The organism is Mycobacterium botniense (genome assembly GCF_010723305.1).
Classification (GTDB): Bacteria; Actinomycetota; Actinomycetes; order Mycobacteriales; family Mycobacteriaceae; genus Mycobacterium; species Mycobacterium botniense.
The window spans coordinates 775775-790728 of record NZ_BLKW01000002.1 but is presented as its reverse complement, the minus strand read 5'-3'; the positions used below and the strand labels follow the sequence as shown (position 1 = coordinate 790728).

Sequence of the window (14954 nt, the reverse complement as noted above, 5' to 3'; positions counted from 1 at the left end):
CGGGCCGGAGCCGCCGATGCCGCTCCGCCTCGGGTCTTTCCGGCCCACAGTGGCGCCGGGATAGGCTCTCGATATGCCAAAGCCTGCCAGCAACGTTGTCGCTGCCGTCATGTCACTCGCAGTCGTGGCCGCTCCCGCTGTGCTGCTCAGCGCTTGCACACCTAACGAGCCTCCGTCGTCGACACCTGGCACCACTCCGTCGATCTGGACCGGCGCTCCCGCCCCGACAAAAACCCCGCCGCGTGGCGGGCCGATACCGCCGGAAAGCATCACGACCCACTTGCGGGCACCCGACGGCGTCCAGGTCGCGACGGCCACGTTCGAGTTCAACCACGGCTATGTCACCGTGACCGTGCAGACGACCGGTGTTGGTCTGCTATCACCCGGCTTTCACGGGCTGCATATCCACAAGGTGGGCAAGTGCGAACCCGACTCGGTAGCGCCGACCGGCGGCCCGCGCGGCGCATTTCTTTCTGCCGGTGGGCATTACCAGGCTCCGGGGCATACCGGGGTGCCGGCGAGCGGTGATCTGACGTCGCTGGAGGTGCGGCAGGACGGCGCAGCGCTGCTGGTGACCACCACCGACATGTTCACCAAAGAGGACCTGTTGGCCGGCCAGAAGAAGGCGCTGATCATCCACGGGGGTCCGGACAACTTCGCCAATATCCCAGCGGAGCGCTACACCCAGGTCAACGGAACACCCGGTCCCGACGAGACGACGATGACCACGGGTGATTCCGGCAAACGGGTGGCGTGCGGTGTCATCGGTGCCGACTAGCCCGCCGGTCAGCCGGGCCGATGCCCACATCGAGTTCGCCCGCTCGCCCCGGCCGACCGTCGGTGTGGAATGGGAGTTCGCGCTGGTCGACGCCCAGACCCGCGACCTGAGCAACGAAGCCCTTGCCGTGATGGCCGAGATCGGCGATAACCCGCGCGTACACAAGGAACTGCTGCGCAACACCGTCGAAATTGTCAGCGGTGTGTGCGAGTGCACCGCACAGGCGATGGACGATCTGCGCGACACGTTGCGTACCGCGCGCCGCATCGTCCGAGACCGCGGCATGGAGCTGTTCTGCGCGGGCGCGCACCCGTTCGCGAAATGGTCCGCCCAGAAACTCACCGACGCGCCGCGCTACGCCGAGCTGATCAAACGCACCCAGTGGTGGGGCCGGCAGATGCTGATCTGGGGGGTGCATGTGCACGTCGGGATTCGCTCGGCGCACAAGGTGATGCCGATCATGACGGCGATGCTGCAGTACTATCCGCATCTGCTGGCGTTGTCGGCGTCGTCACCCTGGTGGGCCGGCGAGGACACCGGGTACGCCAGCAACCGGGCGATGATGTTTCAGCAGTTGCCCACCGCCGGGCTGCCGTTTCATTTCCAGACCTGGGCGGAATTCGAAGGTTTCGTCTATGACCAGAAGAAGACCGGGATCATCGACCACATTGACGAGATCCGGTGGGACATCAGGCCATCGCCGCATAAAGGCACCCTGGAGGTCCGGGTCTGCGACGGGGTGTCCAATCTGCGTGAGCTGGCCGCGCTGGTGGCGCTCACGCACTGCCTGATCGTCGACTGCGACCGCCGGCTGGATGCCGGTGAGACGCTGCCGAATATGCCGCCCTGGCACGTGCAGGAGAACAAGTGGCGGGCCGCACGCTACGGGCTGGACGCGGTGATCATTCTGGATGCCGACAGTAACGAGCGCCTGGTCACCGACGACATTCCTGATCTGCTCAGCCGCCTGGAGCCGGTGGCCAAAACATTGCACTGTGCCGACGAGCTGGCCGCGGTCGCCGACATTCCGCGACTGGGCGCGTCATATCAGCGTCAGCGCCGAGTGGCTGACGAGCATGACGGCGACCTGCGGGCGGTGGTCGACGCGCTGATCAGTGAGCTGGAAATCTGATCGTGGCTGCGCCAGGTGCCGAAGAGCTGGCGATGTTTCCGCTCGAATCGGCGCTGCTGCCGGGCGAAGACCTGCCGCTGCGGATCTTCGAGCCGCGCTACACCATGCTGGTGGCCGACTGCATGCGCACCGACGATCCGCGCTTCGGTGTGGTGTTGATCTCGCGGGGCCGCGAGGTCGGCGGCGGCGATTCGCGCTGTGACGTGGGGGTGCTGGCCAGCATCAGCGAATGCGTCAACCTGGGTGCGGGCCGGTACCGGCTGCGCTGCCGCACCGGGGCACGGATCCGGGTGTGCGAGTGGCTGCCCGACGATCCCTATCCGCGGGCGATAGTGCGGGTCTGGCCCGACGAGCCGGGCGAGCCGGTCGCCGACGACCGGCTGCGCGAGCTGGAAGCGCGGGTGATGGGGTTGTTCGAGCGGATCGCCGCCGCCCGCGGCGCGACGCTGCCCGGCCGTGATGTGCTGTTGGGTTCCGGTCCGTACGCCAACGCCGGGGATCGCCTCTACGCGCTGGCGTCACGGATCCCGATCGGCCCGGCGGACCGCTACGCGGTGTTATCGGCACCCTCGGCCGCCCAGCGGCTGGCCGCGCTCAGCGACGCCGTGGATTCCGTCGTCGCGATGGTGGAATTCCACCTCTCGGATTAACCGCGCAACCGGCCCTCGACCAACACGCTCGGCGCGCTCGCGTGGTCGACACCCTCGCGCGCCACCCGCCGGTAGCGGACCAGCAGCTCGGTGATCGGGGTCACGGTGACCGCCCAGCCTTGCTGCCGCAGCCGGTCGACGAGGCCGGCACGCTGGTCGGGTAACGCCTCGACAGCTACCCGGCTGCTGGGGGCGCTGAGGCTTCGGATGCGGTCCAGCAGCGAGCCCAGCGCGTCGGGAGGCAGCCGTGCCAGCAGCTCCTCGGTGCACCAGGCGGTGGGTAGCGATGGATCGAAACCGGCGCCGCGCAAGCCTGCGGACCAGTCCGACTGGGGGTCGATCGGGACACCGACATATCTGGCGGCGGGTTGAGCCCGGCAGGCGGTCAGCGTCGCGCGTTTGAATTCCAAGATTTCCGGACAGTCGATGTCAAAGACCACGCTGTCAGCAAGCCACGGGAGCCGCCAGGCGCGAGCGTCCAGACCCGAGCCCACAAGCACCGCTTGTGTGATCGCGACAGCCCCTGCGGCGATGAGGAACTCGTCACAATACTTCGTCCGTGCCGCGGTGTAGTCCGACAGGGCGCGCAGCCGCTCGGCCAATTCCCCGGAGGGTGGGCGCCAGCCGCGCTGGATCGCCGCATCGACAAACATCGGGGCGTACGGATCGGTGAAGAGCGGACACTCGGACGTGGTCTCGGTGGCCCGCTGGAACGCCCGATTGAGCGCCGCCGCACCCGCAGTGCCGGTGATGTCGTGGTGATCCGTGGTCGCCATGGCGTTGCTCACTTCGGTGCTGGTCGGTGTTCGGCCGCCGCCGACGGGGACTTACCCCGTGGTGTTCCCGATCTGCGGGTGATTCGACCCAATGCGCCAGCACGGCCGTAGTGATAAGCGCCACAGCCGCGACGCGACGGGTGAGCCTTGCGGCCCGGCCCGCAACGCCGCCTCACCCACCCGGGCAGTCCGCTCGTTGACAGCAAACCTGTTGCGCGGTTGGCGATCTCACGGTGCACCGCCATCTCAGACACCCGGCTTGCGCAGCCCCAGCCGGGCCACCGACCGGCGGTGAGGTTGCGCGCGGCGGCTCGCGCGCCGCACGGCACGGCGTTGTGTGGATTTCTCGCCCCGGGCCTCGGGATGCTCAACCAGCCAACGGTGGCTGCGCACAGCGAACGGGATGTGACACAGGTAGGCGGCGATACCCGCCATGAGCAAAACGTAGGGTGCAACGACCGCGGCCGCCGCGACGATGGCCAAGACCGCCAGCAATAGCGCCGCCAGGTTCGGCGGCACCGAGACGGTGTGCATCTTTTTCATCGGGATGCGGCTGACCACCAGCATCGAACAGCCCAGCAGCCAGGCGCAGACCAACCCCGGCGTGGTCCACCAGCCCTGGCCGAACTGTAGTGTGGCGGCCAGCGGGCCGAGCGCGGCGATGGCGGCCGCCGGGGCAGGCATGCCCACGAAGAATTCTCGCTCGTAGGCGGGCAGGTTGGCATCGCCGAGTAACGCGTTGAACCGCGCCAGCCGCAGCACAATGCAGACCGCGTACAGCAGCACCGCCACCCACCCGGTCCGCGAGGTGGACAACATCGACACATAGACCACCATCGCGGGCGCCACCCCGAAGTTCACCGCGTCGGCCAGCGAGTCGATCTCTTCGCCCATCCGCGTCTGGGCATCCAAGATGCGGGCCACCCGTCCGTCCAGCCCGTCGAGGATGGCGGCAGCGGCGATCAGCGCAATGGCGGCGTGCGGCTGGTGTTCCAGCGCGAACCTGATCGAGGTGAGACCCGCGCAGATTGCCAGTACGCTCATCGAACTGGGCAGAATGCGCAGGTTGACTGCCCGCCTCCCACGGGCCCAGGTGGTCATCGCAGCTCGGCCAGCACAGTTTCGCCGGCGAGTGCGCGTTGCCCCTCGGTGACCAGCACCTGTGCGCCGACCGGCAAATAGGTGTCCAGCCGCGAGCCGAACCGGATCAGCCCATAGGTGTCACCGACCGACAGCCTGTCGCCGGTACGCGCATCGCAGACGATGCGGCGCGCCAGCAACCCGGCAATCTGGACCACGACGACGTCGGCGCCGGTCTCCGTGCGGATGTGCATGCTGGTGCGCTCGTTATGGTCACTGGCGGCGCCCAGATCGGCCGGGCCGAAGCGGCCCGGCCGATGCTCTACGGTGATCACTTCACCGCCGACCGGGGCTCGCTGCACGTGCGCGTCCAGCAGCGACAGGAAGATGCTGACCCGCGGCCGCGGCGCGTCGGGCAGCGCCACTTCGGCCGGCGGGGGCGCGGAGTCGACGCGGCAGATCACCCCGTCCGCCGGTGCGACGACGACACCGGCTCGGGTGGGCGGGACCCGCGGTGGGTGGCGGAAGAAGCCGGCGCAGGCCCCCGCCGCCAGCAGGCCCACCTGCCGCAGCCGCCGGTGGTTGCGCCCGGCGGCGGCCACGGCCAGACCGGCCATGATGAAGGGCATCCCAGCCGGATGTATCGGCGGGACGGCCAACCGCGCCAGCCCCAGCAGGCGCTGGCGGCTGTCCCGCGGCGCTCGGCTCAGATCCGCAACCGCGGGGCGGAGGCGTCGTGCCACGCGGTCATCTTACGGAGCCCAGATCCCAGATCTGCAGTTGTGTTCCGGCGGGCACCTCCAGGACATCCTCGGGTATGTCGAGCAAGCAGTTTGCGGTGGCCAGGTAGCGCAGATGGTGTGACCCTGGTGGCCCGTAACCGCTGACCGTACCGGTGGCGGGGTCAAACAGGCCGCGCCGGAACTGGCGTTTCCCGCGCGGCGAGCTCAGCGTCTCGGTCAGCGTCGCGGTCCGCCGGGGCCGCTGCGGGTCCGGTAATCCCATGGCGCGCCGCAGCGCCGGCCGGATGAACACCTCGAACGACACCAGTGCGCTGACCGGGTTGCCGGGCAGTGTGACGATCGGGGTGCCGGCCACCTGCCCGATACCTTGGGGCATCCCTGGTTGCATCGCCACTTTGACGAACTCCACCCCGCGGTCGCCGCTGCGGCCGAAGGTATCCTTGACCACCTCGTAGGCGCCCGCGCTGACACCGCCGCTGGTAATGATCAGGTCGGCATCTGCGGCGTATCGGTCGAGCACCGCGGCAAACTGGGCGACGTCGTCACCGGCGGTCGGCGTGGCGACCACCGCCGCACCCGCGTCGCGCACAGCGGCGGCCAGCATGACCGAGTTCGACTCATAAATTTGCCCGGGCCGCAGCGGGGCGCCTGGCGGCACCAGCTCCGATCCGGTGGAGATCACCAGTACCCGCTGACGGGGAATCACCGTCAGCTCGGCTAATCCCAGCGCGGCGGCCAGGCCCAGCATGGCCGGGGTGATGACCTGCCCGGCGCGCAGCACCGTGGTGCCCGCGGGAACGTCCTCACCGGCGTGGCGGATGTGCCGGCCCGCGGCGGCGGGGACCCGAATGGACACGGTGTCAGTCCGCCCGTCGGTGTCTTCGACCGGAACCACCGCCGTCGCCCCGACCGGCAGCGGCGCCCCGGTCATGATTCGGTGCGCGGTACCCGGTTTAAGCGTGGGAATGTCAGTGCGTCCCGCGGGAATGTCGTCGGCAACCGGCAGGGTCACCGGCCGCTCAGTGGTCGCCGAGACGACGTCTTGGGCCCGCACCGCGTAACCGTCCATCGCGGAGTTGTCGAACACCGGCAGCGGTACCGGCGCGGTCACGTCGCGCGCCAACACCAGACCGTGTGCGTCGGTAAGCGGCGTCGCGGCGGGTGCATGCGCGGTGATCAGCTCGGCGACCGCGCGTTGGTGTTGCTCAACCGAACGCATCCCGCCATTATCGGCCGAGACGCGGCGCGTATTCAGACCGGGAATGTCACGCCGGTGAGTTCTTCGGAAACCGCCCACAGCCGCCGTTGCAACTCCGCGTCATGCGACTGGGCGCTGGACTCGACGAGCTTGGGGTGGCCGCGCTGCTCGCCGAGCCCGTCGGGGCCGTAATACTGCCCGCCCTGCACGGACTGGTCGGTGGCAGCCCGCAGCGTCGGCAAGGCACCCCTCGCCGCGCTCTGGAACAGCAGCGGGCCCAGCACCGTCACCGCGGGCTTGACGATGGCGGGCAGGTTGCGGGTTAGCTCGGTGTTGGAGCCGCCGGGGTGCGCGGCGACGGCGATGGTGTTCATGGCCTGCGCCGCCAGTCGACGCTGCAGCTCGTAGGTGAACAACAGGTTGGCCAGTTTGGATTGCCCGTAGGCGGCGATCCGGTCGTAGCGGCGTTCCCAGTGCAGATCATCGAAGTGGATGCGTGCCCGGATCCGGTGCGCCTGGCTGCTGACCGTCACCACGCGCGACCCGCGCACCGGCAGCAGCCGGTCGAGCAGCAGACCGGTCAACGCGAAATGACCGAGGTGGTTGGTGCCGAACTGTAACTCGAAACCGTCGGTGGTCACCTGTTTGGGCGTCCACATCACGCCGGCGTTATTGATCAGCAAGTCGATACGCGGGTACGCCGAGCGCAGCGCGTCGGCGGCGGTGCGCACCGAGTCCAGGGCGCTCAAGTCGAGTTTCTGCAGCGTGACATCGGCCTGGGGGTTGACGGCCTTGATGCGCGCAAGGGCGGCGTTGCCCTTCTCCAGATCGCGCACCGCCAGCACGACATGCGCGCCCCGGTGGGCGAGCACCGCGGCCGTGTGGTAGCCGATACCAGTGTTAGAACCGGTCACAACCGCTACGCGCCCGCTCTGATCCGGGACGTCCGCTGCGGTCCACTTGCCGTCGGAACTCATCGCGGGAAACGATACCCACCGGCCCGGCCGCGAGGTAGGAGCCGACGTTCACTGGGGGAGGCCGGGTTTTTGGTGTGCGCCGGTGCGCATCGTCACCCGCCCCGTGCAGGTCCGCGCTGCAGCCCCGCCCTGCCGCGCAAGGCCAGACGTGACCGCCCACGACGGGGCTTTAGCTGCCCCCGGTCCCGCCAGCCCCGCCGTCCCCGCCGGCGCCGCCGGTTGCGTCGGTGGGCGTCACTCCGGGCTGACCGGCCTGGCCGGGCTCCCCGGCCACGCCGTTGCCGGTGCCTCCGTGGCCACCCGTGCCGCCGGTGCCGCCCGTGCCGCCGATACCGCTGGATTCGGTGGCGGCACCGCCGGTGCCGCCGGTGCCGCCGGTGCCGCCGTCACCCCCGACAGCGGTACCGGTGCCGCCGACGCCGCCGGTACCGCCCATACCACCGTCGGCGCCGAGCGTGGTACCGGTGCCGCCGGTGCCGCCGGTGCCGCCGTTACCGCCATGTCCACCGGTGCCGCCCGTCCCGGTCGCCTGGCCCCCGGCCCCGCCGGTGCCGCCGAGCCCGCCGGTGACCGCCGTCCCGCCGGTGCCGCCGGTGCCGCCGTTACCGCCATGTCCGCCGGTGCCGTCGATGCCGGTCGCTTGACCCCCGGCGCCTCCGGTGCCGCCGGCGCCGGCGACGTTGACGTCGCCGACGCCTCCGGTGCCCCCATTTCCGCCGGTGCCGCCGGTGCCGCCAGTGCCCGTTGCGTCGCCGCCGGTTCCGCCGGTGCCCCCGGCGCCGCCGACGACGCTGCCGGTGCCCCCGTCACCGCCATTTCCGCCGGTTCCGCCGGTGCCGCCGTTACCGGTTGCTTCGCCGCCGGCCCCACCTTCGCCGCCGAGCCCGCCGGCGGCACCTTCGCCGCCGGCCCCGCCGGTACCGCCGGTGCCGCCAGTACCACCGGTCACGGCGGTGGCGCCGCCGAGCCCGCCGGCCCCGCCGTCGCCACCGTTGCCGCTGTCGCCGGCAGCACCGTTCCCGCCGAGGTGGCCGATGGGTGTACCCAGGCCCGCAGACCCGCCGGTGCCGCCGGCCCCCCCGGCCCCGGCGTTTCCGCCCTGACCGCCGCCCCCGCCATTTCCGGCGGTGATGCCGGCCCCGCCGGCCCCGCCGGTGCCGCCGAGCCCGCCGTCCCCGCCGGCCCCGCCATATCCGCCGTGACCGCCGCCGCCGCCGGCCCCGGTGTTGCCGAATAGGCCGCCGGCCCCGCCGTTGCCGCCGGCCCCGCCGTTACCGCCGTCCCCGCCGGTGCCGCCGGCCCCGCCATATCCGCCGGCCCCGCCGGTGCCGCCGGCAGCGGTGCTGCCACCGTCATATCCGGCTCCGCCCACACCCCCGGTACCGCCGAGGCCCCCGGCACCGCCGTCGCCGCCGTTACCGCCGGTGCCGCCGGTGCCGCCGTCACCGATAATCAACCCGGCGGCCCCGCCGTTACCGCCGGGTCCCCCGAGACCTCCGGTCCCTCCGGTCCCGCCGGCTCCGCCGCTGCCGCCGGGCCCGCCCGCACCGCCGTGAACACCGCTGACGCCGTCAGCACCGGGCGTGCCTTCCGGACCTGGTGTCCCCGTCGCGCCGGCCCCGCCGGCCCCCCCGATACCGCCGTTGCCGAACAACCCAGCGGCTCCGCCGTCACCGCCGGTGCCGCCGGTGCCGCCGTCGACCGCGGCGGCACCACCGGCGCCGCCGTTACCACCGTTGCCCAGCAACAGTCCGCCGGTGCCGCCGTCTCCGCCCGGAGCACCGGGAGCGCCGGCTCCGCCCGTGCCACCGTCGCCGATCAGTCCGGCCGAGCCGCCGACCCCGCCGGCCCCGCCGTCGACCCCCGTCACCCCGGTGGTCCCGGTTCCCCCGTTTCCGGCAAGGAAGCCACCATCGCTGAGATTGCCGAAAATCCCCGAACCACCGAATAGTGAATCGTTGGCCCCGCTGAAGTCGTTGATGCCGTTGCCGATCAAATCCCGCCCAAACAAAAACACCGTGGGCGCGTTGATAATCGGATCCAGCGCTTGGCCGACCGGGCCGGTGATCCACTCCTGGACCAGCCCGTTAACCGTGCTGTTGAGGACGCCGACGGTATAGACCAGCGCCGAATCCACCGGGTAGAGCGTGGATGCGGGGACGGCGGCCGCCGTATCGGTGGCCGGCCCGACCACATCGGGAATCCCGGAGCCGGCCGCCGCCATGCTGATCAGCGGGTCGAGAATCAGATCGAGCACATCGGCGTCGGCCGGCGGAATCGCCGGGGCCAGCACCGCTGCGGCCATCGCACCGGCGGCTGTGGTGCCGGCTCCGGCAAATCGTCTGACACCGCGCGTAGCGGAAAAGCCCCGCCGGTGGGAGTTTTTTGCCATGGGTGGGCACCTTCCACATAGCAAACCGCTGACCTGCTGCGCTGAGCATAATCTGCTCTGACGCTGCGCAGGTGTCGATCAGCGCGATCGGGCTGAGCGGAGGGGACCTCAGCGTCGGCGAGCCACACGCTCACCGAGCGGATGGGCGGCGGGGCCCGACGGCTAGCAGAACCCCGGGTCCTGCCCGCCGCAGTCACCGCCCGGTGCCGCAATCGAGGCGAAACGGTAACCGCGCCGTGTCCTCGCTGCGACGAAAGTTAATCAACGTTGCTGACGTTACTGAAGTGCCGGAAGCATACTTCAGTCAAGCGAGGAGTGCCAACCAAGGAATAGCGCCAACCGAGGAATAGTGCCAACCGAGGAATAGAGCATGCCGACCCGCGAGAAGTATCGCACCAGCATGACGCCGATGCGCTGGTGGTGGCGCGCTGGTGCCGTGGGGGGAGTGTGCGTGCTGGTCGTCGGCGGTGTGGGTGTGGCCGGGGCTGCTCCGACCGCCGCGACCGCGGTGTGGCGTGTCGGCACTTATCACGGGATTCCCGGGCAGTTCTCGAGCATCCAGGCGGCAGTCGACGCCGCCCGACCCGGGGACTGGATACTGATTGGACCCGGCGACTATCACGAGACCGGCAATCGCGTGCCCCCGGGGCTGCCTGATACCACACCGGGGAGTGCCGTGCTGGTGACCACGCCCAACATCTGGATCCGCGGCATGGACCGCAACACCGTCGTGCTCGACGGCACCAATCCGGGGGCGCCGCAGTGCAGCTCCGCGCCGGCCGACCAGAACATCGGCCCGGGTAACAAAGGGCGACAGGGTATCCAGGTCTACGAGGTCAACGGGGTCAGCATCGAGAACATGACCGTCTGCAACTTCCTGTCCGCACCCAATGCTGGCGCGGGCGGTAATGAGATCTGGTTTAACGGCGGCCATGAGACCGGCACATTCAACATTGGAAGTTGGCGCGGCGCGTACCTGTCGGCGACCTCGACGTATTGGGCCGGCGCCAGCCAGCCGACGGCCACCTACGGGCTCTTCGCCAACAACACCTACGGGCCGGGACTGTTCACGCAGGTGTACGCCAACAACCAGAGCGACTCGGCGTTTTATATCGGCGCCTGCCCGAACTGCAACTCGATCCTCGACCATGCCCACGCCGAAAACTCGGCCGAGGGCTATGCGGGAACCAACTCCGGCGGGAATCTGGTCATCCAGTACTCCGAGTTCAACAACAACAGAGCGGGGTTCTCCACCAACAGCCAAAACGACGCCGACCCGCCATCGCCCCAGGACGGCTCGTGCCCCAATAACGGGACCGGCCCGACCGGGACGCATTCGTGCTGGGTGTTCTGGCACAACTCGGTGCACGACAACAACAACCCCAACGTGCCCGCTGTCGGCGAACCCGCCCACGTTCCCATCGGGACCGGGGTCCTGGTCTCGGGGGGCCGGTTCGACACCATCGTCGACAACACCATCTACAACAACGGGTCGTGGGGCGTGCTGCTGGCTCCGGATGTCTCCACCCGCGCCTACGTGTCCTACTCCTCCAACTGCCATGGCGGCGTCGGTGCCCGGGTGCTGCATTTCTGCTACTACGACGACTGGGGCAACGAGGTCGCCAACAACACGGTGAGCGACAACGGCACCTTCGGCAACCCGAGTAACGGCGACCTCGCGGAGATGTCCAACCTCCACATTCCCGGCAACTGCTTTCACGGCAACGTCGACAGCTCGGGTGCGGCCGTCAACGCCAAGAGCATCCAGGTCGGCACCAAACAGGTCACCACCGCCCCGCCGCTTCTGCAGTTCTTCCCGCACAACATCTGCGGGATCCCGGATTTCGGCGCACCGCTGCCCAGCATCCTCGGTGTGGGGCTGCTGTGTGCCTCGCAGGAGTTTGGCCCGTGCCCGACCACCCCGTTCACGAACTACCCGAAGCAGACGGTGGTCCAGATGATGCCGTTACCGCCACAGCCGAGCATGCCCGACCCGTGTGTGGGTGTGCCGCAAAACCCGTGGTGCCCCACCAACCCGGTCACCCAGCCGCCATATCCCGTGCCGGGATCCCCCGTTTCCTGACGCGGCAGGCGCGGGATCCGGTGGCGCAACCAGCGACGTGATCGCAGTCTGCCCAATCAATCAGTCAATCCCGCTGCCCGGTTGCCTTGCACTCGCCCTGGCCGAGTGCTAAGAATGCAGTTGGCACTCGCGACCGGTGAGTGCTAGGTCGGGACGGTGAGACCCAGCTCAGGGTCGTCCGTCGCGGGCACTGCACCCGGCCACAGACGTGTCATCCGCTATCCGGAGGAAGCACTTCGCAATGGCCAAGATAATTGCGTACGACGAAGAGGCCCGCCGGGGCCTCGAGCGGGGTTTGAACAGCCTCGCCGACGCGGTAAAGGTGACGCTGGGCCCCAAGGGCCGCAACGTCGTCCTGGAGAAGAAGTGGGGCGCTCCCACGATCACCAACGATGGTGTGTCCATCGCCAAGGAGATCGAGTTGGAGGACCCCTACGAGAAAATCGGCGCTGAGCTGGTCAAGGAAGTCGCCAAGAAGACCGACGATGTCGCCGGCGACGGTACGACGACGGCCACCGTGCTGGCACAGGCACTGGTGCACGAGGGTCTGCGTAACGTGGCCGCCGGTGCCAACCCGCTGGGTTTGAAGCGCGGAATCGAGAAAGCCGTCGAAAAAGTCACCGAAACGCTGCTCAAGACCGCCAAGGAGGTCGAGACCAAAGAGCAGATCGCGGCCACCGCGGCCATCTCCGCCGGTGACCAGTCGATCGGCGACTTGATCGCCGAGGCCATGGACAAGGTCGGCAACGAGGGTGTGATCACCGTCGAGGAATCCAACACCTTCGGCCTGCAGCTGGAGCTCACCGAGGGTATGCGCTTCGACAAGGGCTACATCTCGGGCTACTTCGTCACCGACGCCGAGCGTCAGGAAGCTGTCCTCGAAGATCCTTACATTCTGCTGGTCAGCTCCAAGGTGTCGGCCATCAAGGATCTGCTGCCGCTGCTGGAGAAGGTGATCCAGTCCGGCAAGCCGCTGCTGGTCATCGCCGAGGATGTCGAGGGCGAGGCGCTGTCGACATTGGTGGTCAACAAGATCCGCGGCACCTTCAAGTCGGTGGCGGTCAAGGCTCCCGGCTTCGGTGACCGCCGCAAGGCGATGCTGCAGGATATGGCGATCCTCACCGGCGGCCAGGTGATCAGCGAGGAGGTCGGCCTCACCCTGGAGAACGCCGATCTGTCGCTGCTGGGCCGGGCCCGCAAGGTCGTGGTCACCAAGGATGAGACCACCATCGTCGAGGGTGCCGGTGACCCCGACGCCATCGCCGGGCGGGTGGCCCAGATCCGCACCGAGATCGAGAACAGCGACTCCGACTACGACCGGGAGAAGCTGCAGGAGCGGCTGGCCAAGCTGGCCGGCGGCGTCGCGGTGATCAAGGCCGGGGCCGCCACCGAGGTGGAGCTCAAGGAGCGCAAGCACCGCATCGAGGACGCGGTGCGCAACGCCAAGGCCGCCGTCGAGGAGGGCATCGTCGCCGGCGGGGGTGTGACGCTGCTGCAGGCCGCGCCGGCGCTGGATGAGCTCAAGCTCGAGGGTGACGAGGCCACCGGCGCCAACATTGTCAAGGTGGCGCTGGAGGCCCCGCTGAAGCAGATCGCGGCGAATTCCGGGCTGGAGCCGGGCGTGGTCGCTGAGAAGGTGCGCAACCTGCCTGCAGGCCACGGCCTGAACGCCCAGACCGGGGAATACGAGGATCTGCTCGCCGCCGGTGTTGCCGACCCGGTCAAGGTGACCCGGTCAGCGCTGCAGAATGCGGCGTCGATCGCGGGGCTGTTCCTGACCACCGAGGCCGTCGTCGCCGACAAGCCGGAGAAGGAGAAGGCGGCGACCCCGGGCGGCGGTGGTATGGGCGACATGGACTTCTAGTCGGCCGGCAATGCGCGCTGCGGCGCGCGGGCAAACGGGACAACCCAACAGAAGTCCTTAGCTCACGACAAACCCGATCCCTTCGCGGGATCGGGTTTGTCGTCGCCAAGGCAGGCTGCGGCGATCATCAGTCGTGGCGGTTTGCCATCAGCCGGATCAACGAACCGCACACTCGGCGCGTTTTGCGGATCCCGGCCCGCGCGTCGGTCGAACCGCAATAGTCCGGACGGGCACACGGTCTGGGACGCCTTGGCGCGGAGGTGATGTGCCGGGTTGTTGTACGTTGACGGGGGAGTTACTGCAGGATTCCCCCGAAAAACCTGGACGAAGGGACCACGGCTATGAAATCGTCCGCGACTTGGGTAGGGCGCTTCGCGTGGAGCACAGTAGCCTTGGGTGTTCTTGGCGTTGTGGCCGCGGCGGCCACCGTCTCGTCAACAGCTGATGCCGCGCCCGCGCCGTGCACAGCCAGCGGGTTCGCGACCACGGCCAGCGGAGTGCTCAGCGCGGCCGGCGGATATCTGGACAACCACCCGGATGCCAACAATGTGCTGACCGCGGCGGTCAACCAGTCGCCGGCGGAGGCGCGCTCATCGGTGCGCGGCTATTTTGTGGCCCACCCCAGCGAGTTCCTGGACCTGCAGAACATCGCACGGCCGCTGACCGACCTGCGCAGCCAGTGCAACACGTCGGTGTCCCCGGCGCAGTTGGCTGCACTCGTCGACGCCCTGACCGGGTGATGGTATCGGGGGTGGGTCCGGGTCGGCGGGCAACTCTGGATCGGGCAGTCCACCGGGACGGTCAGCGCCCAGAAAGCACCACACAGTCATGCAGGCAGCCTTTGGCGGCTGCAGCGGAATTCGGATCGGCGTTGCGGTGCAACAGCGCGCGGGTCGGGGTGATCGCAAGCTGAACGGTCTCGTCATCTGAGCCGGTGATCCGGGCCCGCCCGTCCACGATGAGCGAGTAGCCACCCGGCTCACGCGGGGGCCAGAGCAGAGTGGCCTCGCCGCGGTTGGTGAGGTTTTTGCGGGTACGCCCCCCGATCAACCCGACTTCCACGACACCGCCGCGCAGTACCGGCTCGACTGTCACCGTGTGCACGTGATAGTCGTCGCCGACGGTGAGGAGGTAGGCAAACCCGTAGTCATGCAGGGCGGCTTCCAGACGGTCGAGGTCAACGTTCGTCGCGCCCACATCACCATCCTAGGTCTCGTCGCCGGCGCGCGGTGTAGGGCCCGGGGAGCCGACCGCACCGGTCACGGTCATCAACGTCCGGGT

The 14954-nt window shown here is 69.0% G+C and carries 13 protein-coding genes; 6 read left to right on the top strand and 7 right to left on the bottom strand.

The genetic code is table 11. The features are described from left to right. Positions 1-73 precede the first annotated feature (73 nt). The 3 genes from sodC to G6N08_RS03970 are packed head-to-tail and all read left to right on the top strand — an operon-like array spanning position 74 to position 2560. On the top strand, positions 74-778 hold the full coding sequence (gene sodC / locus G6N08_RS03980) for a superoxide dismutase[Cu-Zn] (RefSeq protein ID WP_163754598.1): 705 nt from the start codon (positions 74-76) through the stop codon (positions 776-778). Next, positions 759-1910, top strand: coding sequence for a glutamate--cysteine ligase (locus G6N08_RS03975; protein ID WP_163754595.1), 1152 nt, complete (start codon positions 759-761; stop codon positions 1908-1910). The genes sodC and G6N08_RS03975 overlap by 20 nt, the downstream gene beginning before the upstream one ends. 32 nt (positions 1911-1942) lie before the next feature. Beyond that, the gene (locus tag G6N08_RS03970; protein WP_163756648.1) at positions 1943-2560 is read left to right on the top strand and encodes an LON peptidase substrate-binding domain-containing protein; all 618 of its coding nucleotides are present in this window, start codon (positions 1943-1945) and stop codon (positions 2558-2560) included. Here G6N08_RS03970 and G6N08_RS03965 read toward each other — a convergent pair. The 6 genes from G6N08_RS03965 to G6N08_RS20225 form a co-directional block, all read right to left on the bottom strand. Further along, positions 2557-3336: an SAM-dependent methyltransferase gene (locus G6N08_RS03965; protein ID WP_163754592.1), complete on the bottom strand. Its 780-nt coding sequence runs from the start codon at positions 3334-3336 to the stop codon at positions 2557-2559. The two genes, G6N08_RS03970 and G6N08_RS03965, sit on opposite strands and share 4 nt — an antisense overlap. A 246-nt stretch (positions 3337-3582) precedes the next feature. Beyond that, a complete protein-coding gene (pssA, locus tag G6N08_RS03960; protein ID WP_163754589.1) occupies positions 3583-4437 on the bottom strand; it encodes a CDP-diacylglycerol--serine O-phosphatidyltransferase in 855 nt (284 codons plus the stop codon). Further along, positions 4434-5159, bottom strand: coding sequence for a phosphatidylserine decarboxylase (locus tag G6N08_RS03955; RefSeq protein ID WP_371868950.1), 726 nt, complete (start codon positions 5157-5159; stop codon positions 4434-4436). Before G6N08_RS03955 ends, pssA begins: the two co-directional genes overlap by 4 nt. Positions 5160-5163: 4 nt before the next feature. Further along, positions 5164-6378: a molybdopterin molybdotransferase MoeA gene (gene moeA / locus G6N08_RS03950; RefSeq protein WP_163754586.1), complete on the bottom strand. Its 1215-nt coding sequence runs from the start codon at positions 6376-6378 to the stop codon at positions 5164-5166. 32 nt (positions 6379-6410) lie between these two features. Beyond that, positions 6411-7334 (bottom strand): SDR family NAD(P)-dependent oxidoreductase, encoded by a 924-nt coding sequence (locus G6N08_RS03945; RefSeq protein WP_163754584.1) that lies wholly within the window; start codon positions 7332-7334, stop codon positions 6411-6413. Positions 7335-7503: 169 nt separating this feature from the next. After that, positions 7504-9726: a PE family protein gene (locus tag G6N08_RS20225; protein ID WP_163753150.1), complete on the bottom strand. Its 2223-nt coding sequence runs from the start codon at positions 9724-9726 to the stop codon at positions 7504-7506. Positions 9727-10096: 370 nt separating this feature from the next. Between G6N08_RS20225 and G6N08_RS03935 the strand changes: the two genes are divergently transcribed. The 3 genes from G6N08_RS03935 to G6N08_RS03925 all read left to right on the top strand — a co-directional run bounded on the left by G6N08_RS03935 (position 10097) and on the right by G6N08_RS03925 (position 14413). Beyond that, entirely contained in the window at positions 10097-11809 is a 1713-nt protein-coding gene (locus G6N08_RS03935; RefSeq protein WP_163754581.1) for a right-handed parallel beta-helix repeat-containing protein, read from the top strand. Between the two features lie 241 nt (positions 11810-12050). After that, positions 12051-13673, top strand: coding sequence for a chaperonin GroEL (gene groL / locus G6N08_RS03930; RefSeq protein ID WP_163754578.1), 1623 nt, complete (start codon positions 12051-12053; stop codon positions 13671-13673). Between the two features lie 341 nt (positions 13674-14014). Then, positions 14015-14413: a heme-binding protein gene (locus G6N08_RS03925; RefSeq protein WP_163754575.1), complete on the top strand. Its 399-nt coding sequence runs from the start codon at positions 14015-14017 to the stop codon at positions 14411-14413. A 61-nt stretch (positions 14414-14474) separates the two neighbouring features. Here G6N08_RS03925 and G6N08_RS03920 read toward each other — a convergent pair whose 3' ends face one another. Then, the gene (locus G6N08_RS03920) at positions 14475-14870 is read right to left on the bottom strand and encodes a pyridoxamine 5'-phosphate oxidase family protein (RefSeq protein WP_163754572.1); all 396 of its coding nucleotides are present in this window, start codon (positions 14868-14870) and stop codon (positions 14475-14477) included. Between the last annotated feature and the right edge of the window lie 84 nt (positions 14871-14954).